Origin of the sequence: Nonomuraea turkmeniaca, assembly GCF_005889735.1 — a bacterium.
In the GTDB taxonomy this organism is placed as follows: Bacteria; Actinomycetota; Actinomycetes; order Streptosporangiales; family Streptosporangiaceae; genus Nonomuraea; species Nonomuraea turkmeniaca.
Genome location: NZ_VCKY01000027.1, coordinates 22,484 through 49,473, shown reverse-complemented (window position 1 = coordinate 49,473; position 26,990 = coordinate 22,484). Strand labels below are relative to the sequence as shown.

25 protein-coding genes are annotated in these 26,990 nt (G+C 61.3%); 11 read left to right on the top strand and 14 right to left on the bottom strand.

Annotation, left to right across the window (positions count from 1 at the left end):
* Window positions 1-49: 49 nt before the first annotated feature.
* The 8 genes from ETD86_RS10950 to ETD86_RS10920 form a co-directional block, all read right to left on the bottom strand.
* Entirely contained in the window at window positions 50-1,414 is a 1,365-nt protein-coding gene (locus ETD86_RS10950; protein WP_138666019.1) for a tyrosine-type recombinase/integrase, read from the bottom strand.
* Window positions 1,411-1,602, bottom strand: coding sequence for a helix-turn-helix transcriptional regulator (locus ETD86_RS10945; RefSeq protein ID WP_138666018.1), 192 nt, complete (start codon window positions 1,600-1,602; stop codon window positions 1,411-1,413). Before ETD86_RS10945 ends, ETD86_RS10950 begins: the two co-directional genes overlap by 4 nt.
* On the bottom strand, window positions 1,599-2,846 hold the full coding sequence (locus tag ETD86_RS10940) for a replication initiator (RefSeq protein WP_246147840.1): 1,248 nt from the start codon (window positions 2,844-2,846) through the stop codon (window positions 1,599-1,601). Before ETD86_RS10940 ends, ETD86_RS10945 begins: the two co-directional genes overlap by 4 nt.
* A 203-nt stretch (window positions 2,847-3,049) precedes the next feature.
* Complete coding sequence (locus tag ETD86_RS54995; protein ID WP_170222992.1) at window positions 3,050-3,208, bottom strand: hypothetical protein; 159 nt, start codon at window positions 3,206-3,208, stop codon at window positions 3,050-3,052.
* A 175-nt stretch (window positions 3,209-3,383) separates the two neighbouring features.
* The gene (locus tag ETD86_RS10935) at window positions 3,384-3,716 is read right to left on the bottom strand and encodes a hypothetical protein (protein WP_138666017.1); all 333 of its coding nucleotides are present in this window, start codon (window positions 3,714-3,716) and stop codon (window positions 3,384-3,386) included.
* A gap of 12 nt (window positions 3,717-3,728) precedes the next feature.
* Window positions 3,729-4,424 (bottom strand): DUF2637 domain-containing protein, encoded by a 696-nt coding sequence (locus ETD86_RS10930; RefSeq protein WP_138666016.1) that lies wholly within the window; start codon window positions 4,422-4,424, stop codon window positions 3,729-3,731.
* 5 nt (window positions 4,425-4,429) lie between these two features.
* The gene (locus ETD86_RS10925; RefSeq protein WP_138666015.1) at window positions 4,430-5,800 is read right to left on the bottom strand and encodes an FtsK/SpoIIIE domain-containing protein; all 1,371 of its coding nucleotides are present in this window, start codon (window positions 5,798-5,800) and stop codon (window positions 4,430-4,432) included.
* Entirely contained in the window at window positions 5,793-6,128 is a 336-nt protein-coding gene (locus tag ETD86_RS10920; protein WP_138666014.1) for an SCO3933 family regulatory protein, read from the bottom strand. Before ETD86_RS10920 ends, ETD86_RS10925 begins: the two co-directional genes overlap by 8 nt.
* A gap of 147 nt (window positions 6,129-6,275) precedes the next feature.
* Between ETD86_RS10920 and ETD86_RS10915 the strand changes: the two genes are divergently transcribed.
* Complete coding sequence (locus tag ETD86_RS10915; RefSeq protein WP_138666013.1) at window positions 6,276-6,659, top strand: GntR family transcriptional regulator; 384 nt, start codon at window positions 6,276-6,278, stop codon at window positions 6,657-6,659.
* 187 nt (window positions 6,660-6,846) lie between these two features.
* On the opposite strand, the gene ETD86_RS10910 is transcribed toward ETD86_RS10915, so the two are convergent.
* Window positions 6,847-8,121: a helix-turn-helix domain-containing protein gene (locus ETD86_RS10910; protein ID WP_170222991.1), complete on the bottom strand. Its 1,275-nt coding sequence runs from the start codon at window positions 8,119-8,121 to the stop codon at window positions 6,847-6,849.
* Between the two features lie 718 nt (window positions 8,122-8,839).
* Here ETD86_RS10910 and ETD86_RS10905 point away from each other — a divergent pair.
* From ETD86_RS10905 to ETD86_RS10885, 5 genes are all read left to right on the top strand, one after another.
* The gene (locus ETD86_RS10905) at window positions 8,840-9,106 is read left to right on the top strand and encodes a winged helix-turn-helix domain-containing protein (protein ID WP_138666011.1); all 267 of its coding nucleotides are present in this window, start codon (window positions 8,840-8,842) and stop codon (window positions 9,104-9,106) included.
* Window positions 9,107-9,162: 56 nt separating this feature from the next.
* On the top strand, window positions 9,163-9,636 hold the full coding sequence (locus tag ETD86_RS10900; RefSeq protein ID WP_138666010.1) for an NUDIX hydrolase: 474 nt from the start codon (window positions 9,163-9,165) through the stop codon (window positions 9,634-9,636).
* A 467-nt stretch (window positions 9,637-10,103) separates the two neighbouring features.
* Window positions 10,104-12,227, top strand: coding sequence for a DEAD/DEAH box helicase family protein (locus ETD86_RS10895; RefSeq protein WP_138666009.1), 2,124 nt, complete (start codon window positions 10,104-10,106; stop codon window positions 12,225-12,227).
* Between the two features lie 183 nt (window positions 12,228-12,410).
* On the top strand, window positions 12,411-14,474 hold the full coding sequence (locus ETD86_RS10890) for an AAA family ATPase (RefSeq protein WP_138666008.1): 2,064 nt from the start codon (window positions 12,411-12,413) through the stop codon (window positions 14,472-14,474).
* Window positions 14,475-14,945, top strand: a complete 471-nt coding sequence (locus tag ETD86_RS10885; protein WP_138666007.1) for a DNA phosphorothioation-associated protein 4 — start codon at window positions 14,475-14,477, stop codon at window positions 14,943-14,945.
* 24 nt (window positions 14,946-14,969) lie between these two features.
* On the opposite strand, the gene ETD86_RS60005 is transcribed toward ETD86_RS10885, so the two are convergent.
* The 5 genes from ETD86_RS60005 to ETD86_RS10860 form a co-directional block, all read right to left on the bottom strand.
* Complete coding sequence (locus ETD86_RS60005) at window positions 14,970-15,533, bottom strand: HNH endonuclease (RefSeq protein WP_425465621.1); 564 nt, start codon at window positions 15,531-15,533, stop codon at window positions 14,970-14,972.
* Between the two features lie 379 nt (window positions 15,534-15,912).
* Window positions 15,913-17,601, bottom strand: coding sequence for a hypothetical protein (locus ETD86_RS10875; protein ID WP_138666005.1), 1,689 nt, complete (start codon window positions 17,599-17,601; stop codon window positions 15,913-15,915).
* Window positions 17,602-17,692: 91 nt separating this feature from the next.
* Complete coding sequence (locus tag ETD86_RS10870; protein WP_170222989.1) at window positions 17,693-18,631, bottom strand: DNA phosphorothioation-associated putative methyltransferase; 939 nt, start codon at window positions 18,629-18,631, stop codon at window positions 17,693-17,695.
* Window positions 18,632-18,645: 14 nt separating this feature from the next.
* A complete protein-coding gene (locus ETD86_RS59055) occupies window positions 18,646-19,113 on the bottom strand; it encodes a DNA phosphorothioation-associated putative methyltransferase (RefSeq protein ID WP_138666003.1) in 468 nt (155 codons plus the stop codon).
* Between the two features lie 14 nt (window positions 19,114-19,127).
* Window positions 19,128-20,258 carry an aminotransferase class V-fold PLP-dependent enzyme gene (locus ETD86_RS10860; protein ID WP_138666002.1) on the bottom strand — a complete coding sequence of 377 codons (1,131 nt, stop codon included), beginning with the start codon at window positions 20,256-20,258 and terminating at the stop codon, window positions 19,128-19,130.
* Window positions 20,259-20,434: 176 nt separating this feature from the next.
* On the opposite strand from ETD86_RS10860, the gene dndB reads away from it, so the two are divergent.
* The 5 genes from dndB to ETD86_RS10835 all read left to right on the top strand — a co-directional run bounded on the left by dndB (window position 20,435) and on the right by ETD86_RS10835 (window position 26,789).
* On the top strand, window positions 20,435-21,556 hold the full coding sequence (gene dndB / locus ETD86_RS10855; protein WP_246147839.1) for a DNA sulfur modification protein DndB: 1,122 nt from the start codon (window positions 20,435-20,437) through the stop codon (window positions 21,554-21,556).
* 2 nt (window positions 21,557-21,558) lie between these two features.
* On the top strand, window positions 21,559-23,133 hold the full coding sequence (dndC, locus tag ETD86_RS10850; RefSeq protein WP_246147838.1) for a DNA phosphorothioation system sulfurtransferase DndC: 1,575 nt from the start codon (window positions 21,559-21,561) through the stop codon (window positions 23,131-23,133).
* Window positions 23,130-25,160 carry a DNA sulfur modification protein DndD gene (gene dndD / locus ETD86_RS10845; protein ID WP_138666001.1) on the top strand — a complete coding sequence of 677 codons (2,031 nt, stop codon included), beginning with the start codon at window positions 23,130-23,132 and terminating at the stop codon, window positions 25,158-25,160. Before dndC ends, dndD begins: the two co-directional genes overlap by 4 nt.
* Window positions 25,157-25,600, top strand: a complete 444-nt coding sequence (gene dndE, locus ETD86_RS60000; RefSeq protein ID WP_211369967.1) for a DNA sulfur modification protein DndE — start codon at window positions 25,157-25,159, stop codon at window positions 25,598-25,600. Before dndD ends, dndE begins: the two co-directional genes overlap by 4 nt.
* Before the next feature lie 664 nt (window positions 25,601-26,264).
* Complete coding sequence (locus tag ETD86_RS10835) at window positions 26,265-26,789, top strand: GNAT family N-acetyltransferase (RefSeq protein ID WP_138666000.1); 525 nt, start codon at window positions 26,265-26,267, stop codon at window positions 26,787-26,789.
* Window positions 26,790-26,990 lie beyond the last annotated feature (201 nt).

Genomic DNA, 26,990 nt, shown 5'->3' with positions numbered 1-26,990 from the left:
TGAGTGGCATGGCCCCGGTCTCCCGGGGCCGAAGGCGGGTAGACCTGCGCTATTCGTTCAGGGCGTCGTTGATCTTGCCGTTGATCTGCTCTTGCTGGCCGTCGATGCACTTGGCGTAGACGCGCAGCAGGACGTCAACGCTGTGACCGGCGCGTTTGGCGACCTCCACGGCCGGGACGCCCACGTTCAGCCAGAGCGAGACCGCCGCGTGGCGCAGGTCGTACGGCCTGGCGGCCAGCGACGACGCGATCTGTTCCGGGGTGAGGGCGAGTTTGCGGGCTTCCTGCCAGACGTAGGAGTAGGCCGAGCTGGAGTAGGAGCCCCCGGTGCCCGTGCGGAAGATCCTTCCGTCCTTGGCGGTGCCGTACTCGGCGATGTGCTCGCGGAGCATGGCGACCAGGACGGGCGGGATGGGGATCTCTCGTGTCTCCTTGTCCGCGCGGTGCTTCAGGCAGCGGGACTCGTGGGTCTCGCCGGAGTTGGTCCAGCGCTTCGTCCCCTGGGGGCGCGCCTTCTCTAGGACGATCAGGCCCCAGCCTGTCTCCGGCAGCGTGCAGTTCCTCAACCGCAGGTCGGCCGCCTCTTCCGGCCGGAGGGCGGCGTAGTAGATGCAGGCGAACAGCGCCTTGAGCCGGACACCGCGCTTGCGGCCCACATGGGGGATGGCGTCGAGGAGCTGCCGCGCTTGGGCCGGGTTGACCACCGTGCGCGGGTCAACGATCGTCAGAGCCTTCGGCGCCGTCCATTTGATCCCATCCAGCGGGTTGCTGCTGAACACCTTCTCCTCCACCGCCTGCTCCAGGAGGTGATGCAGAACGGAGCGCTTCCGCCGCACCGTGTTCGCCCCTGCGGGAGAACCGGCGAAGGTGACCGATATGGCGTTCAGCGCGGTACGAAGGACGTGCGCCTCCCCCAGTGCCGCCAACGGAAGGGACGCCCTCTCCAGCCAGCCCAACGCCGCAGCTTGAGCCGTAGTCAGCTCGGCCCGCCTCTTCTCCGGCAGGAGAACGTGAATTCTGAGGACCTCACGCAGTTCCTCCGCGGAGGGACAGCGCGGCGCATCGGCCGCCAGGGCCGGGACCAGCGTCAGGAGCGCGTACGCGTCGGTCTCGCGTGTCCGGGCCGCCGAGGTATTCCAGCGCCGAAGCACGTACGCCTGGGCGAACTCCAGGAACGACGGCCCGGAGGCTTCCGGTGCGAGCATCGAGACCGGCAGGCCGGTCGCGATGTCGAACTCCTCCCCCGCCTTGGCCGCCTGCCGCAGGTCGGACATGAAGGCATTGGCCAGCCCTTTGGTGCGGAAGCTCTTCGATCTCTCCTTGCCGGCGACCCGCCAGCGGGCGACGTAGACCGATGTACCTCGGTTGGAGCGCTGCTGAATCTGGCTGAACCTCACGTCGTAGGTCGTCTTCACTTCGCCTCCCGTCGCGAGTCGAGCCAGGCTGTGAGGTCGCTCCGCCAGACGCGGAGTTCGAGGTTGGGCAGCTGAACGCAGACCGGCGCACGGCCGAGCTCGCGCCAGCGGTAGAAGGTGCGACGGGAGACTCCGCCCAGTTCGGCGAGGACCTGCGGAACTGTCAGCAACTCGTCGCTTCTGCTCATCGAGAATCACCCCCGACGTTTGAGAAGGGGACGCCGGTGATCGCCGCTGCGAGGAGTTGTTCTCCCGGGGAGAGCCCCTGTCCGGCGTACTGCCAGTGGGCGATGACCAGGACGGTGTCCTCCTCGAACAGGGGCAGCCGCCCGGTGGTGATCTCTTCGGCGCGCATGTGTTCTTCGCGGGCGGCGCGTAGGGCGCCGAGGGTGGTGGAGTAGCGGCGGCTCTTGGTGGAGAAGTGTCCACGGAAGCCGAGCATGTGGGCCCAGTGGATCAGCCGGAGGTCCGCCAACCCCGGCTGGCTGCCCAGGCGCATGCAGGCGGCGATCAGCCGGCGGGCGTGCTCGCGTACCGGTAGCCGGTTCAGGTCGTCGAGGGGTTGGATGCGCCGGTCCAGGGTGCCGACGCATTCAGCGGCCTTCGTGGCGTATTTGGCTATGTACGCGGCGACGGCCTGTTCGGTCAGTTCGCCGTCCAGGGTGATGCGACGAACGTCGAGTTGCGTGCCCCAGCGGAAGGTCCGGCTCAGTGGCTTGATCTCCGCCGTCACTGCGGCAGTCGCATGTTGGACGGCTTGGGCCAGCGCATCGGCCGTCGCCCAGGCCGGGGGCGGTGATTCGGGGCCGTCCGGTCCGTCGAGGCGGATGACGGCGTGGAAGTGGACGACGCCTCGCCGCTGGTATTCGGCGACCTTGGCGAAGGCGATGCTGACGTGTTCGCGCAGGGCCTTGACGGTCAGGCCGTTGAGCTTGGCGAAGCGGCGGCGCAGGGCCAGCGTGAAGCGCCGCCACAGCTCTGGGCTGATGGCGTTGAACAGCACCGAGCCGTCGTAGTCGTAGCAGTCCGGGCACAGCGGCTCGCCGAGCCGCGGATCGTCGGCGCTGTGCCGCTCGGTGCAGGACATCACCTGCCCGTGCGGGCACGTCTGGGCGTCGCGGCGAGCGTGGCACGGCAGAACCTTGCCGTTCTTCTCCCGCCGCACGTGCACGGCCCCGAAGGACGGTGCAGTGAGGGTGACGAACAGACACGGGTGCGCGCTGACCGTCTCGGGCACGCCCTTGCCACCGACCAGGCCGGCGCGGACGAGTTGGTACGTGTCCGCGCGGTAGACCTCGGCGCAGGCCGGGCAGCGGGAGGCACGCCGCGTCTTGCACGCCACGCGCAGGACACCGTCCGGCTCGCGGATGGTGCTATAGCGGTGGAGAAGCTGACCGGTGACCCGGTCGTAGTGCTCGACCTTGCCGCGCAAATGGATGGGCTGGCGGCAGCCTCCGGATCGCTTGATCTGGCGGGCCAGCGGTCGTAGGTCGGGTGATGGAGTCGGGAGATCATCCCGGCTATGGCGTGTGGGTGGTGCAAGATGGATCCGTCCTATCCGGATGCGATCTGGTGGGATGGCCCCTCACCTGGCGCGGAACTTGGCGGTTGTGTGGCCAGGTGAGGGGATCTCGGCTATGCGCCGTGGTTGTCGATGCCGGTGCCGTCGCAGTCGCGGCAGGTGTCGCCGTCGCCGTCGAGGCCTGTGCCGTTGCAGGTGCAGCAGTGGCTGTGAGCGAGCAGGACGGTGGCGAGGATGTCGGTCCAGCCGGCGTCGAGCTCTTCGGGCTCCATGGGTCAGCGGTCCTTGTGCGGGGTGATCGTGAGGTAGAGGCGGTAGTGCTGCGGCCGGTTCCGGTTGGGAAGGCGCGCGACATGGACGTGACGGTGAAGAGCTGGCGGAGGTGGATCATGCCGAGTGTGAGTTCGGCGCGGTTGCCTTCGAGGCGGATTCGCATGGTGGTATCTCCTAGAGGTTGTCGATCTTGATGCAGCCGCGGTAGCTGTCTTCGGCTGCGTGCCGGGCACGGGCGGCGGCGAGGATGGCGATGAACTCGTAGCGGACCGGCCCGAAGTCGATGGCGGTCATGTAGTGGCCGTAGGGCAGGTGGTCGGGGTCGATCTCGGTGCCGAGCAGGGCGGCAACCCTGTCGACCTCGGCGCGCATCTGGTCGTCGGGCCCGTTGGCGGGGAAGGCGCGCAGGATGACGGGTGCCAGCGAGACCGGTATCTCGGGGTTGGCCTTGAGGAAGCCGGCCAGGGCGATGAGCCCGGCGATGAAGGCGTCTCGTTCGTTCTGCATGGTGATGGCCTTTCAGCTGCTTTCCGGGGTGGTCCGCAGGGTGCGGAGCAGGTCGGAGGCGAGTTGGTTGGACACGCCCAGGCGGGCGCGGAGAACGTCGCGGGTGATGGGTTTGCCGTGCCTGGCGTGGTGTTCGTCGGCGACGCGGCGGGCGTAGTCGACGAGCGCCGGGGACGGTCCTGGTTGTTCGTCCCGGCCGTCCTGAGCGGGGACGAGGGCAGGACGATCGGCGCCTGGGACGGCCTCGGGCTCGCTGGGACGAGGACGGGACGGTGAGACGTCTGCCGGGGACGTCTTGGAGACGTCCTCGGACGGTTCGGGACGAGGGCCGGACGTCCGGCGTTCGAGCATCGAGATGGCGACGAGGAAGGCTGCTGCTGGGGTGGCGGCGGTGATCCGGCCCCACACGGTGGGGTCGGCTTGTTGCAGATTGGCGGCCAGGGACAGGACGACACCGCCGCTCAGCACCAGGACGGGCCAGGAGATCAGGCCGCGCCGCCTGCGGCCGGTCTTCTTGTCGCGTTGGCGTTCGCGGGCGGCCATGACACAAGTCAGGTCGATGCAGACGGCGATCGCCCAGGCCATCCAGCCGGACTGTCCATGTTCGCGGGCGGTATCGCGGATGTGGGTGAAAGACCCGGCTCCAGCGATGATGGCCAGGACGAGGACAGGGCCGGTGTCGAGCAGCCAGCGGGCGAGGCGTCGCATCGGATTCAGCCCTTTCGCGGGTCCGGGATGGAGTCGAGGAAGTCGGCGAGGTCGGCGTCGCTCATCTGCGCGGCGTGGCCGGAGATGACGTCCGTCCAGGCCGGTGTCTGGTCGGCGTAGGCGGTGGCGGCGTGCTCGGCGGCTTGCTCGCTGACGTAGAAGGAGCGGGCGCGGTACCACTGGCCGTCCTGTGAGGCGACGATCGCGACGCCCGGTGTCTCGGCGGGGATGGCGCGGGCCGAGGCGAGTGCGGCAGGGTCGAGGTCGCCGAGGGTCATGGTCGCGGTTTCGGGATCGTTGACGCGGTGGCAGATCCGTCCCGAGCACTGGGCGCGTAGGGCGGTGACGCCAGGGCCGAGATCGGAGCCGATGCGCTGACCGCAGCAGAACAGGTAGATGCCGAACGCCCGCCCGAGTTGGGCCACCCGTAGGAGAGCCGTGGAGGTCTTGGCGATCTCGTCCTTCTCGCTCTTGTCTGCCATCAGGTACAGCTCGGCCAGCTCGTCGACGAGTACGACGACGGGGACGGGGCGTTGGTCGTCCGGTAGTTGCCAGATGTTGCGGGCGCCGGCTTCGCGGCACTGGGCCATGCGGCTGGTCATCAGGCCAACGAGGTCATCCAGGAGAGCGACGCATTCGGCCCGCGTGGTACCCAGCGCCGACAGGCGCGGGTTGTACGGGGTGAACTCCACGCCGCCCTTGAGGTCGAAGCCGACCAGGGCGACCGGTTGCGGTGCGAGCCCTTGGACCAGGGCGTTGGCGAGGTTGGATTTGCCGGACTGCGTGGCTCCGGCGTTGAGCCAGTGCGGGACGGTCTTGAAGTCGATGGTCCATGGGCCGCCGGTCTCCAGACGGCCCACGATGACCTTGAGCAGCTCGGGCGACGAGGGCAGAGTCTCGACCCGGACGAGTGGATCGCGGACAGTGACGGAAAGGACGACCCGTCCGGGACGAGGGGACGAGACGCGGACCGCGTGCACGCCCCAGGAGTGGGCGAGCCGTTCGGCGGCGTCGGCGTAGTCGGCGGGGATCTGGCCCTCAAGGGTGTGCAGGGTGACCCGCCAGCCGTACCGGGTGGGCTTGGGCAGCCACATGAACGGCCTGGTGTCCACGGCGATGCGCTGCCACCTGCGCCTGACCCGGACGACACCGGTCGAGGCCACCAGGCCCGGCACGGTGGTGAACCAGAAGCGCTGCCGCTTCTTGGTCAGCCCGCAGCCGAGGGCTACCTTGCGCCAGGTGGCCCACACGCTGATCGCGGTCAGCGGGAAGGCGACCACGAGCCAGAACGAGCGGTAGTGCCAGCGGCGCCAGGCCCAGAGCCCGGCCGCCGAAGCGGCCAGGACTCCGAGCAGCAGGAGGTGCGTGTCAGACACGGAGAGGCTCCCCCGCGTCTGCTGGTAGGAGCGCCGCGGCGCGGTAGGAGATGCCCCACCGGCCGGCGATCTCCCACACGTAGCCCACCAGGCCCGTGGGGTTGACCTGCTGACCAGCACTGATCGGGGGCTCCCCCGAGGTGCCGATCTTGACGAGTTCGATCCGGCCGAATTCGTCTTCCACGGAGACGGTGACCTCGTAGACGGTGTTGCCGTTTTTGTCGGTCTTGATCTCGCCCGTGTCCTTGTTGAGCAGGCGCGGCTTGGGCGACTTCACGCAGGTGATCACGAGCTTGGAGGTGTCGACAGGGATAGGGATGGTGCGCATGAGAGCTGGTCTCCTTCTGAGGTGATGGTCTAGATACAAAGATACCTAGGTATCTAGCTCTGCAAACCCATGGAGCCGGGTTGGAGCTCCGAGATTACTTACAGGTTGCCCAGAGACCTAGGCATCTAGAACCGCTACTGTTGAGGTATGGCAACCACCGACCGGCGCCGGCCGTACCTGAGGATTGCCGAGGACATCCGGCGCGACATCGCATCGGGCCGGTATGCGGTCGGGGAACGCCTCCCCGTGGCCCGCGAGCTGGCGGAACGGTACGGCGTTGCCATGATGACCATCGGCAACGCCCTGGCCGTCCTACGCGACGAGGGACTCATCGAGACCCGCCAGGGAGCCGGCAGCTTCGTCAGCCGGACCCCCGACGACGAGACCGCCGGCCCTGCCCCTGGCGAGCGCAGCGAAGAGTTCCGCATCATCTCCGAGCAGCTGAGCGAGATCCGTCAGCACGTGCAGAAGCTGACGATCAGGCTGGACGAGCTAGACGCCCGGACTCATCCTGATCAAGCCGAGAAGTGATCCTGACCGCGCGCCGCTGGAGCTCGGCCAAGTCGGCCGCGATCTCCGCCAGCTCGCGAAGCAGGATCTGTCGTTCGATCTCACTGAGACCCACGTACCACCCCATTGTGTAGGCAGGACGCCGAAGCGCCCCCGGGTTACCTGACGGGTGGGGAGCCATTGCGCGGATAGCCCTCCGTTGTCGTGCTCAGAGCAGCCGCATCACCTTGGCGAGGTTGAGAATCTCGCGCTGACGATGCAGCTTGCCGCTGTCCCTCAGGTCGCGCACGATGTTGCGGACCAGTGGACGGTTCCGGACGTGCTGAGGCGCGATCCGGTCGGCACGAAGCAGAGCGTCAGCAGCTTCGTTGTCCTTTCTGTTCATGTGGTAGCCCGCCGCGGTGCAGGTCCAGTAGTGAGCCTGACGTTCCGACGAGGCGATCTGGGCGATCTCGACGTGTTCGGCCCGGGAGATGACATCGCGCGGCCGGCCCAGCTCCATGCTGACCTCAACCGCGTGGATCGTCGTGTTCACTTGGTTGAACTGCGTCTGGAAGACGTTGCCGTCCCGCGGCAGCACTTCGGCGACCCGGCGAGCCTCCTCAAGATGGCTCTCGGCCTCTCGCTGATCCCACAGCCGCGAGTACGCCACGGCGGCCCGCAGGTGCAGCGCACCCCACATCGCCTTGATCGTGTCGTCCGTACCCACATGCGGTTCGATCTGGTCGAGCGCCGACAGAGCCGCGTCCTTGGCAGGATCGAGCTGCGCTTCGTGCAGCCACACACCGCACAGATCCCAGCTCGCCGCGGCGACCAGATCAGGGGCGCCGACGCGTTGAGCGGCGACAAGCTCACGTTGCACGGCAGTCCACCCCAGGTCGTGATGCCCCAGAAGGTTGGACGACACCCGCGCCATGTGACAGGCCCGCAGCATCAACGCTTCGGCTCGATCGCGATCGGCCGACGAGTCGTTGGTGATGGCGATGAGATCGGTAAGGATGCTGGGCAACACCTCTCCCAGCGCGGTGAACTTGGCGTCCTGGCGAAGCTGCTCGGCAAGGCGGACGTTCGCCTCAAGCTCCTGCAGCGACCGCGGCTCTCTGGTCGCTCGCAGCATTACCCCGCTGGGCAACGAAGCCTGCTGAAGCGCGAGCCGTAGTTCCGGAACGGCCGCGTGTCCGGAGTCGAGCTCCGTCGTCTCGTGCCGGTACGGCTGACCCGTGAGCTCTGCGACCTCGACCCCAAGGACCTCGGCGAGCTGCCCAACCACGCTCATACGGTCCAGAGGCAACCGTCCGTTCTCCACCTTCGACAACCAGGAGACGGAACGGCCGATCTTCTCAGCGAGAGTGGCTTGATCCCACCCCTTGCGGTGACGAGCCCGCGCGATCCGCTGGCCCTGCGTCACGTACTCTGTTGCCACGTCCCCGCCCTCCTTCTCGCCGTCGCTTGCTTCGACGATAAGGCGGATGACCTGCGCCACTGGCAGAAAAACTGCCAGTGGGAGGGCATACGAAACCGCAGATCGGCCTTCGACCTGCGGAAACGCTTGTCACAGATCAGTTGCGCATTGTGACGCTACGTGTGCGATGGCTGCGTGGTTGGGCGCGTCGTCACCTCGCTTCGCCATTCATGAGTTGTCGCCACAGCGCCTCGGCAGCGGCGACCCTCACCCACGGGCTCTCGAGGACGACCCACGGAAAGACAGACCGGTCGTACCGCCGGATGAACCCTTGCCCGCCAGCCAGACACTGCTCGAAAACCAGAGACAGGCATTCGCAGGTGTAGGCCCGGACACGGATTCGATCCGCACGCCGCTGCACCGGCGACCACCTCACTGGCACCGCATCCGGACGAGGTGAGGCGGGGTGCATGCCGTGGAATTCACCGAAGTCCGCCACTGGGCTCACCGTCCTTCTGTCGCGCGATTGCCAACGCGGCGCCGGCGGGGTCCGCGGACCGCGATCGATGAACAGGCGCTGGTGAGCGAGTGAGCCGACTCCAACCGCACCGCGCGCACTCACAGGGCGGCCAGCCGGAGCGCACGTGCGGAGCCCCACCCGGAGAGGCCCTGGACCTTCGCTCACCAACGCCATACCTCCAAGCTAGCAAGCCTGTAAGCCCCTGTCTATTCCATGCACTTTCATGGAGCTCCACGATCCGACACGAAGGGCCGTGAAACGCCCTCCTACTCTCATACTGTGGCCAGATATGTCGAGCACACGCGCACCTGGGAGTTCGACGAGGACCGTTCCCGCTGGGAGCAGATCCTCGAGGTCCTCGTCACGCGCATCGACTCGGGCGAGTGGGGACCCAAGTTCAAGATCTCCGAAGTCAAGCTCATGGAGGAGTTCGGAGTCGCCCGCCCCACCATACGCAAGGCCATGGAACGCCTCAGAGGCGCCGGCAAGGTCTACACCGTCCCCAACCTAGGCAGCTTCGTGAAGGCCGACACCGAAGCCGAATAGAGCGAGGACGCCGACGCCCTCAACGGAAGGCCCTCGGCGGAGTAGGCTCCGGGGGCGTGAGCAAGCGGATCGACTACTACAACGACCCGAGCGCGCCTGCGGCCAACAGCCTCGTCCCGTCCGTGAATGTCGTGGTCACCAACGAGGCCGGCGAGCTGCTGCTCATCCGCCGCTCCGACAACGACAACTGGGCCCTACCGGGCGGCGCCATCGACCTCGGCGAGTCCATCCCACAGGCAGCCATCAGGGAGACCCTCGAAGAGACCGGAATCAGCTGCGAAATCACTGGCCTAGTCGGCACCTACAGCGACCCCGGCCACGTCATCCACTACACGAGCAACGACGAGGTCCGGCAGGAGTTCTCCCTGGTCCTCACAGCCCGGGCCATCAGTGGCCGGCCAACGCCGAGTACGGAATCGCGGGAAGTGCGCTGGGTGCCGCGGCACGAAGTCAGCAACTACGGCATGCACCGCTCCATGCGGCTCAGGATCAGCCACTACCTCCAAGGTGGCAGCCCACACATCGGCTGAGCCAGCCTGGGGCAATGGCGTCGAGCATCAACCGCGACATCAGCTGTCGCCAGAATGCATAACCGCAGCTCAGAGACATGCTAGATCGACTGGATGAGACTTTTCTCCACGGTTTCAAGGCCGACCCGCCTACGGCGGATCGGCGCGCGTTAGGCGGTCGCTGGCCGCGCTGCGGCTCTCCGGCCGGTCGCGGCCCGCACCGCCACGCGCTTCCGACGAATGGATTTCCGCCGGAACGAGGAAGCGCTCTCAGAGATGCGCCCAGCATTAGCCGAACCGCCCAGCCACCACGGCTTGATCACACTCCGTAGGCACAGTCCGACGTCCCTCCCCAAGCTGCACTACGGCCTGCGAACAAACCAGCCAATTCCCGGCCCAGAGATCAGAACATCCGCCAAATTGGCGCAAGACCCGCGTAAGCTACAGTCCAGCTTCCTTGCTTGCCGCTGCATGGATAGGGAGAGAAGTTGGTCTCAACCTTGCGTCACTGCGGAGTCGGCGATCACTATCGCAGCGACACCGATGACATCGTCGCCGACTTCTTTGAACCGTGTCTGGGTGTCGCGTCGCGATATGACCGTGCCGTCGGATACTTCACCAGCACGAGCCTTGCACTCGTAGCACGTGGAGTCGGACGGTTAGCGGAGAACAAAGGTCGGATTCGACTGATAGCGAGTCCTCACCTGACAGAAGAAGATATCGAGCAAATAGAGCTCGGGTACGAGTATAGGCAGGTGATTGAGCGGGCCCTGCTTCGCGAGATCGGCTCCGACGTCGAAAAATCGCCTGCCCTTCTCAATAAACTCGGACTATTGGGCAAGCTCGTCGGACAAGGCATTCTCGATATTCGCATAGCTCTAGTACGTCGCGGGGACCGGCTCGCGCTCTATCATGAAAAAATTGGAATCTTCACTGACAAAACAGGCCACCAAGTCGCATTTAGCGGCTCTTCGAACGAGACAGGCCGCGCCTTCATCGACAACTTCGAGTCGATCGAAGTTTTTCGCAGCTGGGAGCCGTCCGATGCCTCTCGGGCACAGCGGCTCGCTAAGAACTTCACACAGCTTTGGGACGGCGACACTCCTCACTTAGAAGTATTCGACTTTCCCGTCTTAGGGAAGGAGCGGATGCTGGAGCTGGCCACATCCGCGAAGGCAATGGACGACGAATCTCCTCGTCATACGGATACCGGGATCCTGATCGGCACCAGCGCAGGGGCTTTCCAAATTCCTCGCGTTCCACCAAATCTCAAGTTGCGCGACTATCAACGCCAAGCTATTCGCGCCTGGTTTGAAGCTAATGGTCGCGGAATCTTCCAGATGGCGACTGGCACCGGGAAGACGATCACGGCTCTCGCCGCCATAACAAAGCTTGCCGAGGTCTACGACAAGCAAGACAGGCCACTTCTTGCCATTGTCATCGCACCTCAACTACATCTGGTGGACCAATGGGCGCGAGAAGCCAGGTCATTTGGCATCCGACCACTGTGCTGCTACGACGATGCAAAGACCTGGATCGACAGTGCCCATGCCTTGACATCGGGGCTAGCGGCGAGAACTAACGGCTTCGCGATGATGATCAGCACGAACGCGACCCTCGCGAGGCCAGCATTTCAACAGATGATGCAGCAGTACCAAAGCCCTTTCGTGCTGATAGCCGATGAAGCCCACAATCTTGGGGCGGCGTCCAGCCTCGCCGCATTGCCTTCCAATACGCGTCATCGTCTCGCCCTATCAGCTACGCCTGAGCGCTGGTTCGATCCAATTGGAACCGACGCACTGCGAAACTACTTCGGCGATACTTTGATCAATCTTGGGCTTCGCGATGCGATCAAGATCGGCGCTTTGTGCGAGTACGATTACCGACCGATACCAGTCCAGTTAGACAGCGATGAAAGCCAGCAGTATGCACTGTTAAGCCAACGTATCGCGAGGCTTATGGGTGAAGGAGACTCCGATCCGGACCTGCGCGGTAATGATGAACTCTCCATGCTGCTACTCAAACGCGCACAGCTGTTGTCACACGCGAGAGGTAAACTTCCCGCTCTCGCTGTTGAAGCGAAGGCTCGGCGCCACCTAGATTGGCAGCTAGTCTACTGCGCAGAAGGAAGCGCACCTCAGGAAGCGGAACAGGGGTCTCGCCAGCTCGACCAGGTAAGCCGGCTTCTAGGCCGAGACCTCGGCATCCCTTCCCACCCATACACATCGGCCGAAAGCCGCTCTGAACGCCAGAGGATCCTCGAACGGTTCAGATCTACTGACCTCAAGGCCCTTATCTCAATGCGCTGCCTAGACGAGGGCGTGGACGTGCCTGACGCCCGAGTTGCTTACATGCTCGCGAGCAGTTCCAATCCGCGCCAGTTTATACAGCGGCGAGGCCGAATCCTCAGGCGAACGGAAGGCAAGGAAGTAGCCGAGATCGTAGACTTTATCGCGGTCCCAAGCGGCGAGATCGACGTAAAGCTAGAACGCCGACTGTTGCGGCGTGAGATTGCACGCTTTACAGAGTTTGCCTCATGCGCCAGGAATGCTGGCGAAGCACTAGCTATTATGAGGCCTCTACGCGTGACATATGGACTCATGGACGTGTGAGGAACTTGGTGAACGAGCCTAAAACTGAACGTGAAGCAGTAGCCGAGATCTATGCCAAGCAGGACGAGACCGTACAACTGGTCATACGTGAAGTGCTAAGCATAGAGCGTAGCCGCTTACATCTTCGCCGACAGGACAAGGGGACGATTGACCTGTTGGTGAACGCCATCCGAGGGATTATTCGTGAAACTTCTGTCACTCGAACTTGAAAACTTCCGACAGTTTGTCGGCCAACAGCGTATCGACTTCGCCGCTGGTGGCGAAGACGGGAATGTAACGTTAATCTACGGCGCCAATGGTGCCGGGAAGACGACTCTCCTCAATGCCTTCACATGGCTACTTTACGGATCGCTTAGTTCAGATGTCGAAGAGCAGGAACGGCTCATTACCGACGCAGTATGGGAGCAGGCCCCAATAGGAGGAGACCTCTGCTGCGGTGCGACGCTCCTCTTCGAGCACAACGGATCTCAATACCGGCTACGCCGCACAATCAAGACACGTAAAGGCAGTCCGCGACAGCAAGTCCGCCAGCCAGATGTAACTCTCACTATTGCAGCTGACGATGGCACCTGGCGAGATGTTCCATCATACTCCGACACGCTGGACCAAGTTCTGCCAGAACGGCTGGCGCAGTTCTTCTTCTTTAATGGCGAGCGAATCGAACACCTGGTACATCGTGAAGCCTTCGAGGACATACAGGCTGCAATTAAAACACTTTTAGGTCTTGAGCAATACGAACGATCCCTGGATCATCTCCCTGCCGTCGAGAAGACATTCGCGAGCGAGCTTCGCAAACTTGGGAATTCACGGGCGAGCGAACTCGTGGCTCAACTAGAGAGTGAGAAGGAAAGACAAACTAAGCTACTAACCGAGCAGAGGCGGCTGCGGGGTGAGGTGGCTCATCTCAAGGATGAAGTAGACCAGCTCGACCAGTTGCTACGACAGCATGAAGCGACTGCTCAGCTACAGTCGCGACGCGACGAACAACGCCGAGCACTTGATGACGCCGAAGAGCGCCGGCGTCAGGCTCGGCAGGCACGCGCGGAAGTCCTGACCCGTAAGGCTTATCGAGTTTGGGTGGCCGAGCTCCTTCCACACGTTGAGAGCCTTCACACCGATCTCCACGAACGAGGCGAGCTACCTGCCCCTCTCAAGCGCCAGTTCGTCGATGAGCGACTCAAAGTCGGTATCTGTATCTGCGGTACGCCGCTACGTCCAGGGGAAGAGCCCTACGCGCATGTCGAGGAGTGGCGCCTCAAGGCGGGTCTCGCCGAGGTCGAAGGCATCTGGCAGGAGATGCGAGGGCGGGCCAAGAACCTTGCCGAGGAGGCCGGTGACGTTGTCACGATGCTCCAGCGGCACACCAGAGAGATCGCCGCGGCTAGCGAGGCATACCGACAGGCGGAAGAGACTCTCAACGAGATCGCCGCGCAACTCCAGAAGGTTGGTCCTGAGGACGCACAAGAGCTTGAGCGGCGTCGCAACGAGGTGCGGGACAAGATTCAGGACGACGAGTTCCGGCTCCGAGACATCGATAGGGAGCTCCAAGAAGTTGCCTCCGTCATCAAGGATCTTGGCGACAGGCTAAAGAAGGCACACAGTGAGAACGCCAGGGTGGAAGCGCTACGTCGACGGGTGGCAATAACCGGCGAGGTAGCCAAGGTAATTAAGCTCATGCTCGACACCGCCAGTGAAAGCGTTCGCCGGCGTCTAGATAGCAAGGTCCGCAGGGTACATTCGAGGATTACGATCAAACCCTTTATTCCCGAACTTAATTCAGCCTTCGAGCTGCGACTATGGAGAGGCGAGGGGCCCGACCGACTCTTAGCACCAAAGTCCACTGGTGAGAACCAGCTGCTCAGCCTGTCCTTCGTTGGTGCTCTCGCCCAGCTATGCAAGGAACAGGTAGAACGCGGAAGTGAGGAGCAGCTCGTCGGTCGAATCGGTGGCTTGTACCCGATCGTGATGGACGCCGCGTTTGGCAACCTCGACAACAACTATCGTGAGGCCATCGCGCGTGCGCTGCCGAGTATGACGTCCCAGGTAGTCGTTCTCACGAGCAAAGCTCAAGCGGATGGCGTTGTTTCTCGCGAACTTGCACCTCATGTTGGCGCAGAGTACGTAATCTGCGTTCACACTACCAAGCCGGATGCTGAGCAGGAATCAATATCGCTCAAGGGACAGGAATGGGACTACGTCATTCCCGCTTCCGACTACGACTCGGCGCAACTTCGAAAGGTCATTTGAATGATATTAGAGCAACGCATACGGCGACCGGCCGACAAGGAAGAGTTGATCGCGCGCCTCGCCGGAGAGGCGCCAGACGCGCTCTTCGCGTCCATGCGTGATCTCTTCGTCTTTGCCGCTGCGCTAGGCAAAGCAGAGGGCAAGAAGGTACCACTCCCGGGTACAAAGGGAGATATACGGCTGGAGCTGTTTCAGCGTGATAGCGGCCACGAGCTACTGATCCAGGTCCTCTCAGTACTTGAGCATGAGGATGACCTCGAAATCCTTCGAGACGACCGTGTCGCAGAACGCGTGGCGATCTTTGAACAGTACGCGAACGGTGGCCTTGAAATCATCCAAGCACATCTCAACGCCAACCGTCTAGCACGCGAAGACGATGCCATTCAGATGCTTGTTAACCGACATATTGAAAAACACTTAGCCGAAAATGGCATCGATCTAACTCGCTTCGCCGATGAACTAGGATTGTAGCCTGAAGGCGCCCAAATCCGGCCATCACACAACTAATGTCCTACTTATGAGCCGCTCGTCCTTCCACGGGTCATGTTCACCGCAAAACACAAGTGTGTTCGCTGGATTAAGGGCGCCTCTGCTCGAGTAAGGCGCCACGAGAAGCTCACTGTTGGCCAAATTGGCAGAGCATCCGGACGGGTGCTCGCAGCGGCCTCGCATACTAACGATTCTGAGGACCCACATGGGCTGTGGAACAGAAAGCCAGCCCAGGGTTGGGTGGTCGAGCATACCGATTGGCCGGCTGTCGACATCAAAGATGCTGCCTCGCCTACCCTTGACAATATTGCACCAACCGCATGCGAGACTGAGATTATCTAGTTCATTGGTTCCGCCCTCAGCAACGGCCTGCATGTGGTCTATCTCAATAAGAAGATGCCTTTCCTTAGTACGTGGTCTGGTGAAGTCAACCAGGGGAGGCGGGGTGAGCGGACTCCTGCTGCGACGAAGAAAGCGGTCCCGCGCACCAGCCGTAAACTTATAGCCGCACAGATAGCACCGGGGATCCAATTCTCTGAACCAAAGGGTACGCCTAGTATCCAGGGTCATGCGCGCCCGATGGCGTATTCTTCGAGCCCGCACCTCGCTCCAGGCAACAGTGGCAAGTTTTAATGCGACCTCGTGCAATTCGTCGCGTGGAATCTGGGGATTTTGTGCGACAAGAGCCTGCCACAGTTGCAACGCTAGCCGGCCAAATCTAAGCGACTCGTCCTGCTCAAAAGCTGCATAGTCTACTAAACCTTCCAAATACCAGCGAGCTTGCGCTAGGGTGACATCGGCCCTTACCAGATTGCCTCGCGGACCGAGCAGGCCTTCAGGTATAGCGAGGTGAGCAAGTTGGCGTAGTGCGTCGTCGTCCCACCGTCCTCGCCTGGCAACGTCGACGGCTGAGAAGAAGTGCGAAACCTGGTGAGCTTGCATCGAACCTTCAGGGCCGGTACTCAGTGACTCTCGGTAGTCCACCTCGTGGATTTCGACGATACTCGGACCAGAGCTTAGCCCATTTCTTGCGAACCGCGTCGGTGTCCTTCTTTAGGCCGGTTGTGTCCCATTTTCGGTCAAAATACGAGGGTTTTGCGTTGCCAAGCCATTCGCTAAACGCCTCGTTAAGCTGCTCCGTTGAGTCGAGAGTGATGCGCCGGTCTTGCAAGAAGTCGAAGAAGTCAGCCGCGAGTATTGTTAAGCTGACTTTGTTGAATAGGTTACTACGTGTCGTTCCCCACGCGTTCTCAGCTTCCGAATCATCTGAGCCGAAATAATCTCGCACTTGCGTGTAGAACCGAATGAAGATATCCCGCCATGGGCCATCAGGTTCGCTCCATACGGCATATGGATCATCAGCCTCCCGGACGAGGGCGGAGTCGGACAGGCAGTCTTCGCGCCACATCGCCGCATAATCGTTCTTGTCGCCGTAACGTTTCCCGCCCTTCAATTCTCGAAAGATTCGGACTAGGCCTTGAAGTACAGTCCACTGCAGTTGGTCAGGACGATCACCGGTCATCCCTCTTTGCACATAGTCTTTGAATGGACTCTCCGGCGCACGGGTCAAGTATGCGATGGCTTGGGAATCGTCAAGCTTGATGCCTGCGTCCCGAAGCCGCTGCGCAACCGGCTCCAGCTCGTCTGCCCCAAGGCTGGTCGACACAATTGTCCCAAGCAGTGCAGGCGCCATCGGTGTGGCTTTCTGATTGACGACCACAAATTGAAAGACGTGCTCACTAGGACTTGGGTCCATGAGCAGCGAGATCGGTAGATTTCGGGCGTTCCTGCCGATCACTTGACGCTCAGCCTCGTCCGGATCAACGCCCTCGACAACTGCATCCATAATTTCTTGTTGGAAGGCATCGCTTTCCAACATTTTCTCGGCGGAGTTAATTGCACCTCTAAGTCTGTGCTGTCCATCGACGAGGACGATCGGCAACAAATAGGCAAGGACGTCTTCCTTGCGGAAGCCCAAAATTTCTTCTCGATCTCGATCGGGAGATAGTCGCTCCAATGCCGAGATGCGGACTATCAGCTCAGTGTAAAACTCGAGAATATTTGTCTCCTCAGACATCAGTATGCCGGCAATATCTTCGTCTGGACCTGCATCCAGATCTAGCTCACCTTCAAGAAGTGATTCTTCATCGCTGTCATTCTCAGTGCCGTCAGAGAATCCATGTCGTCGCTGCGCTTCCGCGATTGCCTCTTGAATTCGCTGTCGAGAAACTGTGCTCGCACTAAGCGCTGGGACACGATCCTCGAGTAGGGCGGCGAACCGTCGCAGCAGGTCAATCAACGGCAATTGGGCAAGGTTGCCAGTGTCGATGGTGATATGGCCAAAATGGCCACTGCCGTCGATCGGATCGAAACGCACAACATCCTCAGATTGAAGCGCGGCCATCAGGGGATTTTGAGCGATATTGCGACTGTCGCCGAAAAAGGCTCCCAGATCCTTTACACGAGCCATCTTTACCTCGCGCTGGAATCCGACCGTCTCACCGTCGCCATGCAAACGCGCGCGGCGTGGAATTCCTGCCCACTGCTCAATATCTGTGGCCCGCGCAGCGAACAAGATTAGAGGTTTGCCCTCGCTTGTCTGGAATGTACGGAATGCCGGATATTGGAATACTGGCACAACGACTCCTAGGACTGGGGGCAACGATCGAATGCTACCGAAAGAGAAGAAGCAGCATAAGCCATGCTGCCTACCCAGGAGAAGAGAGTCTTCAAGCTTGCTTGGATATCAAGCGATGACCAGACAGGACGAGGCCCTTGGAGTCAAGAACATGGCGCCATCCCTGTTCCGTGCCTATGGCGACCGGGTCATCGTAGAGTCCAGCTTTGACCTCCCGGGTAGTCAACCTTGCCCACCGGGCTCGCTGCGGGTGGCCCTGAGCCACGAACTCTTCCTTGCGATGCAGGAGGGGCCGATGGGGAGAGGGCGGGTATTGGGTCCAGCTGGTTTTCTGTTGGCCGATGTGGACGAACAAGCTAGCCGCTAGATACGGGTGTGGATCCTTGTCGAAGTCTGGGCAGGTGAGGTACGAGACTGCCGGCTGGTCGTGATGAAGCTTCATCAGGTTAGCCCCGTCAGGTGTTCCCGCGACGATTCGGGCGCATGCTTCGTAGATGCGTAGCAGCGCAACCAGCTCGTCCAGTGCGCTTTTATGGATGTAAAGCGCTGTAGGGCTGAGCTTGCCGGTGCGGGAGCTAATCATCGCGCGCTTGACGAGGTCCGGTTGCCCTGCTGCTACCAATAGCTTTCCTGCCGTACTACAGGCGTTACTATAAGTGCCGTAGAAGGCTTTCACGTCGGCGCGCATTGCAGGAGGCAGTTCGCCGAAACTTGCCCTTCCATAGAAGGTGTCAAGTGCTAGGGCGACGACAAGGTCGCTTTTCCGACGTCGGCGTGCCTGCGCCATGGCGGCGGGTGTGAGGAGATGTTTGGCCGCAATAATCGCGCGATGCATCGAGCCGTAAGTGGCGAGCAGGCTTGCAAGCAGGTCCGGTTTCTCGCTGGGCCGAGGTGGTCGGCCAAACGTGAGCATGTGGCTGGCAAGCCGGTGCAGCGGATCAACACCTTGGTCCTCAGCCGACAAGTCTTTTCGATACTTGCGATGAATAAAGTCGGTCCGGGCTTGATCGTCCTTGAATAGATAGATCACTTCAGGACAAGGACTCACTGGACAATACCGGTAATCATGTTGGCCCAGAGGCGGAACTCTTCGGGTCGGTGTAATGCCTGAAAGGTCCCACGCGTGGTGATCACGCCATCGTGATGATCCAAGCCCTGAATGGAATGCTCTTCCCACCGAAGTCGGACGGACACAACCAAGCATCGGCGGGCGAGGCCGAGTGCCGCCTTCAGAGTTTCCATACGTTCGTCAATATTTTCGATTACATTGAGTACATAGGTAAGCAGTACTACATCGGCACGTGTGGGAGGTGGGATAGGCCGAAAATGCGGATCCCATCCCTGGACAGCGATACCGAGAGCGGCGAGATAGCCGACGTCGTCGCCTCGCCCGCAGCCATAGTCCAACACGGTGGTATCTGTCTTGACGACAGCATCACTCATGGCTACGCGAGCAGGCATCGATAGGCGCTGGCGCGCGATTGCAGTACGGGAGCGCTGGACAGTGTCCAAGGTGACGGCCGTGGCTACGTCAGGGCCCGGACCCGATCAACAGCTTCAGCCCAGTCAGCGGGCGGGCTCATATGAGACCACGACAGACGCAAGGCCCCGCGCACCTGATTATCTGGCACTCCCATGGCCGTGAGCACGTGGCTAGGTTCGTAGGAGTTAGAAGTGCAGGCCGATCCATTGGACACTGCTACGATCCCTCGCCATGCAAGCATCACGGCTTCCGAATCCACGCCGGGCAACGACAGGTTGACCACGTGGGGCAGCGTAAACTGCTCGTCACCGTGGATGACCGGCTGAAGTGGCGCCAAACCAGCAAGTACCGCGCTGCGGTATCGTAGGCAGGCTTCGTGCCTTGCCGCCTGCTCTTTGCCAGCCAGCTCTGCCGCGAGCCCGAACCCGGCGACGAGGGGAACAGGCAGGGTTCCTGGCCGCAGGCCTCTCTCCTGCCCTCCCCCGAACATCAAGGGCTTCAGTGGTGGCCGGCGATAGTCGCGACTACGGGCTACGAGCGCCCCCACCCCCATTGGACCGAACACTTTGTGTGCAGATATCGACATCAGGTCGATTCGATGACTTCGAAGCGGGTCCAGCTCTTTGCCGAAGGTCTGAGCTGCGTCCACATGCAGCCACAGATCATGCCCCTCCAGCCGTTGGCAGATCTCCTCGATGGGCTGAAGGATGCCGGTCTCGTTATTGGCAGCCATGACCGACACCGCCAACGTGTCCGGCCGGACGGCCGCAAGGATGTCGTCTGCAGCCACCCGCCCACTTGGACCAGGATCGACAAGCTGGACATCGAAGCCCATCTTGTCTAGCCGCGCGAGTGGTTCAAGCACAGCCTTGTGCTCGATCGCCGTCGAGACGATGTGTCGGCGGCTGATCTTGTCACCCTCTGGTGCCAAGCCCAGCAACGCGAGGTTGTTCGCCTCTGTGGCACCGGAGGTGAAGATCACTTCGTCGTCCTGGGCATCGACGACTTCTGCGACCTGCCGGCGGGCTCGATTCGCGGCCTTCTGAGCACGCTGCCCCAGCTCATGCGTACGGCTACCAGCGTTGCCGTACTCATCGACGAGGTAGTGGACAATCTCATCGGCCACACGCGGGTCCACCGGCGTCGTGGCGTTGAAGTCCAGGTACACAGTCACGCAGACTCCTCGTCGCAGTGTCATCTCTGAGCGCTACTGTCGCACGGAACCCTCTGCCGCGGCAGTACACTCCAGCATCTGAAGTTGACGTTCCTTACGTCAAGTCATAACGTAACACCGTGTCTGGGACATCATTGCGACGGGGGCGGTCCCGTGCTGCCGGAGGCGACACCGCTGTGTCCAAAGCGCCGCCATCATCGCCCATCACCGCCCACTACGAGTATGCCTTTCCAGCTATCCGTGGCGTTCAGGCAGAGCGCGTCTTTTTCGTCTCAATGTGCCCTCTTAAACTGCTGTCGAAGATGTTCGTCTGGGACGATGACGACCTTCCGACGGAACTACGCGCACAGAGAACTCTCAATAAGGGCCGTATCCCCGAGATCGTGCGCTACATCGAACGTAACCCTAGTAACTATACGTTCTCGGCCATCACCGCATCCGTCGACGCGAGCATACGTTTTGTTCCATACGACGGCGCCGCACATGGTGCCGCTACAGGCGTCCTGTACATTCCCATGGATGGCAGATTCGTCATTAATGATGGCCAACATCGCCGCGCCGCCATTGAGCAAGCACTCAAAACCCACCCGGAACTCGGGGACGAGTCGATTGCCGTCGTATTTTTTATCGACAAAGGCCTTGAAAGATGTCAGCAGATGTTCGCTGACCTTAATCGGCATGCAGTACGCGCATCGAAATCTATCGGCGTTCTTTACGACCATCGCGACCCACTTGCAGCATTGACACGAGTGGTAGCCCTGAGCTCCCACGTATTCCGCGGCTTCGTGGAAATGGAAGCCACATCTCTGCCCAAGGAATCGCGCCGCCTGTTCACACTCTCTGCCATCTATGGGGCACATAAAGCTCTATTCGACGGCATATCGGATCTGGACGATGAGTTGCAGACTAAACTGGCGATGGCGTTCTGGGAGATCGTCGACACTCAGTTTCCGGAATGGCAAGATGTGCGACAGAAGCGTATGCGCTCACCTGAAGTGAGGGCCGATCTGATCCATTCCCACAGCATCGTCCTTACTGCGCTGGGACGCATCGGAAACAGCTTGCTTCATAGCAGCAAGAATCCAGATGACTGGCGACCCACTCTGGAGAAGCTGTGCAGTCTCGACTGGTCGAGAGCCAACAGCCGCCTCTGGGGCGGACGAGCGCTGATCGGCGGCCGAGTCAGCAAAGCGGTCAACAACGTACTGCTCACAACCGCCGCTATCCGTACGCACTTGGACTTGCCGCTGCCGCCAGACGAACAGCGCGCTGAAGACGCCTACCGCAAGGAGCACTAACGGTGACCACTGCCTCAGTCGGCCCGGGTGGCCGGTATAACAAGCCCTTCGGTGAAGTCGGGCTTGGCGAAACGATTCGTGCCACTACAGCCGAGATTGTCCGTCTCTATCAGGCAGATAGCGTTCCATGGGTTGTTGGTTACTCGGGTGGAAAGGACTCGACAGCCACCCTTCAACTTGTGTGGCAAGCCCTGGCTAGCATACCCGCAGAGGAGCGCACGAAGCCGGTCCATGTTATTACCACGGACACCTTGGTAGAAAACCCTGTTGTATCCTCGTGGGTCAACCGAAGCCTAGAAATCATGGACGCCAAGGCCCAGAAGCTTGGCCTTCCAATCAAGCCACACAAGCTCACCCCCGAACTAACGGATACCTTTTGGGTCAATCTAATTGGCAAGGGCTATCCTGCACCCCGACCGCGCTTCCGGTGGTGCACCGAACGACTGAAGATCAAGCCGTCGAACTCCTTCATTCGTCGCACAGTTCGCCAGCATGGTGAGGCGATCCTCGTTCTCGGGACTCGGAAGGCTGAGTCCGCCACCCGCGCGCGCGTTATGACCGCACACGAGGCGAAGCGCGTGCGGGAGCACCTCTCGCCCAATGCCAACTTGCCTAACTCCCTTATATATACCCCCATCGAGGCATGGAGTTCGGACGAGGTATGGATGTACCTAATGCAGGTACCAAACCCATGGGGGCACTCCAACAAAGACCTGCTAACGATGTACCAAGGCGCCACGTCGGATGGCGAATGCCCTCTTGTGGTTGACTCCTCAACTCCTAGCTGCGGCGATAGCCGGTTCGGCTGCTGGACTTGCACGTTGGTCGACAAGGACAAGTCCATGACCGCTATGGTGACCAATGACGCCGAAAAGGAGTGGATGCTTCCGCTACTGACGCTGCGTAATGATCTCGATCTGACTGACGATAGACCGCTACGCGATTTTCGCCGAATGCACGGAAACGTCCAGCTCTTTCACGATCGTCCGATCCCGGGCCCATACACGCAAGCCGCACGTGAACAATGGTTGCGCCGTCTGCTGAAGGCGCAGGAAGAAGTCCGACGTAACGGTCCTCCTGACATGGGCGAGATTGAGCTAATCAGCCTTGCCGAACTAGAGGAGATTCGTCGCATCTGGGTCGTCGACAAGCACGAGTTCGAAGACAACCTGCCGCGCATCTACACAGAGGTCACGGACAGACCCTACCCAGGCCGTCCCCTCGATGAGGCATTGCCATTGGGCGCCACCGAGGTCGAGCTTCTAGCAGAGCTATGTGGTGATGACCGGCTGCACTTCGAGACTGTCCGCGAGCTACTTGATGTAGAGCGTCGTCACCGCAACCAGGTTCGTCGCGCTGGCCTGTTCCCAGCGTTGGAGCAGGCGCTCATGCGTGGCTTCTACAACGACGAGGCGGATGCTGTAGAGCACGCGCGCAAGCGCCGCGACGCCAACAACGCAGCAGCCGATGGTGTAACTCCCAGCGATATGACCACCGGGTTCATACAACCCACCTCGCCCCGCCAGTCGGCTCCGACACTGTTCGAAACCGTCGATGTCGATCCGGGAAACGTATGATCTTCGAAGAGCTAGTTCTCAGTGACGTCGGCCCATTCGCGGGTGAACACCGTATCCTTCTCGCTCCCCGATCAACTGACCAACCGGTCATCCTGTTGGGCGGACTGAACGGTTCGGGCAAGACCACAGTGCTTGAATCTCTGCTTTTGGCGCTTTATGGCGCTCTGACTCCGGGGAGCACGCGTCGCGCTGGGAGCTACGAGAAGTACCTGCGCCAGCTCATCAACCGCTATGCGGACCCTGGCCGAGGCGCCGCGGTAGAGCTTGCCTTCCGGGCGATCCGCGACGGCGCATGGCACACGTTTCGTATCCAACGCCGGTGGTGGGCTGTAAACGATCGTATTCGGGACACGGTTGAGGTATCGCGCGACGGCGCAGTTGACATTGTTCTCACCGAGGCATGGCCAGAGCACGTCGAGACGCTAGCTCCGCGAGGTGTCGCCAACCTGTTCTTCTTCGACGGAGAACAGATCGAAGCGTTCGCTGATCTCGAGATGGCCAAAGAACTTGTACGCACGGCAATCGGAGGCTTGCTAGGCCTGGATCTCGTGGACCGCCTGCAGGAGGACCTTGTTGTCGTAGAGCGTCGAAAGCGCATGAACGCTGTTGCTGGTGAGAAGGAACAACAGCTTCTTCAGGCGCAAGTCGCAACCCTCGAAGCCAGCCGACGTCAGGAGGCAGACGCTCTCCAAGCTGTCGATGAGGCAGAACGAGACCTGGGGCACGCCCAACGCATCGTGGATCAAACGGCCCAGCGTTTGGCCGCAGAGGGAGGCGACCGATACCGAGCACGCGAGGAACTACAGGATCGGCGCCATGAAGCCCTGGCTCGATACCGCCAAAGCCGGGCGGCATTGGTAGAGGCCTTGGGAGGGCTCGGCCCCCTGCTGCTTCTTGAACCGCTCATCGAGCAGACTGTGGCCCAAGCCGTGGCAGAGCGCCGGCAGACTGACAACCAAAACCTTGCCGAGATGCTCACTGAACGTGATGCCCGGCTGCTAGACGTGCTCCGTCGGCAGCGCGTCTCAGAAAATGTCCGGCAGGCTATCGCTGACTTCTTCGCCGAAGACGTGGCGCATCGCAAGTCAGGCCAGGGCATCCCCCAAGTCCTAGGCATTCAGCCGCAAACGCTGAGTTTCGCAGAACGGTTGCTGGCGGGCGAACTCGATGAAGAGCGAGAGTACCTGCGTCGATCCGTTGAGGAATTGGCGGCAGCCCAGTCATCGGCTGAAGACGCTGAACGTGCCGTGGAGGCCATCCCAGCAACGGATGCCGTAGAAGAGTCAGTTGCGGCATATGAGAAGGCTATGTCCGCGCTTGCGGAGGCCCACGCTCGTTGGGAAGCCGCTCGACGCGGCTCTGAGGAAGCGGCAGCGCGACGCCTCGCCGCGGACCGCAACGTGCAACACGAACTCCTTCAAGCCAACGCGACTCTGCTGCAATCTGAAGAGGCTCGCCGTATCGTCGAACATGCTGAACGCGCCAGGAACACTCTGGCGCAGCTCCGAGCTGCCGCGACGCAGCGCCACACCAAGCGTATCGAAGCGCTGATCCTTGATTCACTACAAACCCTCCTACGCAAAGAGAAGCTCATTCGCGAAGTAAGGATCGATCCTGAAACCTCCGAGTTGGAGCTGCTAACCCATGATGGGCACCCCCTTCGGCCCGGAACATTGTCTGCTGGTGAACGTCAACTTCTCGCCGTCTCACTCCTCGCTGGACTCGCTCGCGCATCGGGGCGCCTTCTCCCCGTCGTTATTGACACTCCACTAGGCCGCCTCGACCGAGATCACCGACACCGCCTTATCGAGCGCTACCTCCCTCAAGCCAGCCATCAGGTCATCGTTTTGTCTACGGACAGCGAAATCACCTCCGACGTCCTAGTTCACCTCGGTTCTTCAGTCAGCCACATGATCAAACTGCAGTTTGATCAGGAAACCCGGTCCACTGTTGTCAAGCAGGGCTACTTCTCGGATGGACAGGAAGCCGAAGGCTCCTTCCCAGAGATAGAGGTGAAGCAGGTATGAGCACTCGACCCGCCCGGAGCTCTAAGAAAGCTCCCCCGAACCTCATGTCGGCTGTGCCAGCGCCCGAAATGGTTCGCTTCGGCTCCGATGTTCGTGATCATCTGACCACACTTAAACGTCGCACAAATGTTCAGACGTCGAATGTGCTTTGCCGGTGGGCACTATGCCGATCTCTGGCGGAGCCAATAGCGCCGAGTAATCTGCCAGCTTCGGACACTGCAGTGGAAATGACTTGGAAGGTCTTCAGCGGAACCGCGGGCGACCTGTACTGGTGGCTACTGAAGATGCGCTGCTACCAACTTAGCCTCCCCTTGGACGAAGCAACCCTTCAGACTCAAATTAGAGCACACGTCGCCCGGGGTGCCGCTTATCTTGTCGGTGATGCCAGCATGCGTAATGCCTCCAGCCTCGCTAGCCTCGCTTTGGTCTCAATAGATTAATGGGACTCAAAGTTCACTTCGAACGCTGCCGCCGCGTCCCGCGTCCGCTGGGGCAGTGAGCGCTGCCCGTGTCAAGGTTCAAACATCTCGTGGCCGGTAGCGCAAGGCAAGCGGAGGCTGCCGCGTGGCTTCCGTTCCTCGGGCCTGGCGGCCCTGCGGTACGGGTCCACTTGCCATCGAGTAATGCGGGTGGCCCGCCGCCACGGGTACGGGATATGCGCGGATGATCTTGCATAAGGGTGCTGGCTGTGCCAGACGTTCGTGGAGCTCACGCGCATAGAGCGGTCCTACCACCACTCTCCTGTGGGGGATTGTTAGCGGCGAGGTCGGACCGTAGCGTGGTATCTGCCTTGGACTGGTTTGTCTCTCCGCCATACTGTCCGCCCTGTAAGCGGTCAACAGGATCTCCTGGTAGACGGACATAGGGGTCCAGGTGGGCGGTCATCGGAAATCCAGGTCGATGGCCATGCACTGAACTGCGCGCACATGGTCGAAACCAGTGGTGCATCCCACCATCTGACCGAAGCCCTCGCCGGTTGCGGCGTTGTTCCGCTTCTCCGATCCCCCGTCGACCAAAGCGAAGCTCACGCGTCTAGGGGGTTGCTCAAGATCCACACACTGTGATGACGTTCGACCAAGTGATCAGTTGCGAATGGAGCGCCTCTTGCTGACCGGCGATCTTGTACGGCTACGGCCCCTTGAACCCTCGGACGCCGAGCTGATGTGGCGTTGGAACAATGACCCCGAGGTCGGACGCTGGATGTTCGGCAGCTACCCCGAGTCGCTCGCGCAGATCGCCAGACGCTTCGAAGAACTGCCCCGCAACTCCTATGCCATCGCCTTCTTCGGCATCGAGCCGCTTCACGAACAGCGGCTGATTGGCTCAGTACGGCTCCGCGACGCCGAACCCGAGACCGGCGCCGCCGAGCTCGACCTGCGGATCGGCGACAAGGAGTACTGGGGTCGCGGCTATGCCACTGACACCGTGAGAGTGATCTGTCGGTACGGCTTCGCCGAGATGCGACTCCACCGAATCCGCCTTTCTGTAGTCGCGGAGAACGTCGCCGCCCATCGCGTCTACGAAAAGGCCGGCTTCGTCGTGGAGGGCCGTGAAAGAGAAGCCTTTCGCCGGGACGGCACGTGGCATGACATGGTCCTGATGGGCCTTCTGGAGGGCGAGCTACGGTGACCGGACACCCGGACCGCAGTTGGCCATAGACCTGGAGTTTTCACGGCCGCCAGCCTCGACCAGGTTGGCCGTCTACCGGGAGAAGGTCCTGACCGTCCACACCGCGCCAGCGTCATGACCGGCGAGGTACTCCGAACCAGATGATGGCATGCGCGATTTTCGATCAGCTTGCGCAGGCTGGGGTCTTGGCCGTAGACCTCG

Bases quoted from the DNA above. Each gene is read 5' to 3' on its own strand.
- ETD86_RS10930 (WP_138666016.1), bottom strand. From the start codon at position 4,424: ATGCGACGCCTCGCCCGCTGGCTGCTCGACACCGGCCCTGTCCTCGTC.
- dndD (WP_138666001.1), top strand. From the start codon at position 23,130: ATGATCTTCGAAGAGCTAGTTCTCAGTGACGTCGGCCCATTCGCGGGT.
- ETD86_RS10945 (WP_138666018.1), bottom strand. From the start codon at position 1,602: ATGAGCAGAAGCGACGAGTTGCTGACAGTTCCGCAGGTCCTCGCCGAA.
- ETD86_RS60005 (WP_425465621.1), bottom strand. From the start codon at position 15,533: ATGACCCTGGATACTAGGCGTACCCTTTGGTTCAGAGAATTGGATCCC.
- ETD86_RS10920 (WP_138666014.1), bottom strand. From the start codon at position 6,128: ATGCGCACCATCCCTATCCCTGTCGACACCTCCAAGCTCGTGATCACC.
- ETD86_RS10885 (WP_138666007.1), top strand. From the start codon at position 14,475: ATGATATTAGAGCAACGCATACGGCGACCGGCCGACAAGGAAGAGTTG.
- ETD86_RS54995 (WP_170222992.1), bottom strand. From the start codon at position 3,208: ATGGAGCCCGAAGAGCTCGACGCCGGCTGGACCGACATCCTCGCCACC.
- ETD86_RS10935 (WP_138666017.1), bottom strand. From the start codon at position 3,716: ATGCAGAACGAACGAGACGCCTTCATCGCCGGGCTCATCGCCCTGGCC.
- ETD86_RS10915 (WP_138666013.1), top strand. From the start codon at position 6,276: ATGGCAACCACCGACCGGCGCCGGCCGTACCTGAGGATTGCCGAGGAC.
- dndE (WP_211369967.1), top strand. From the start codon at position 25,157: ATGAGCACTCGACCCGCCCGGAGCTCTAAGAAAGCTCCCCCGAACCTC.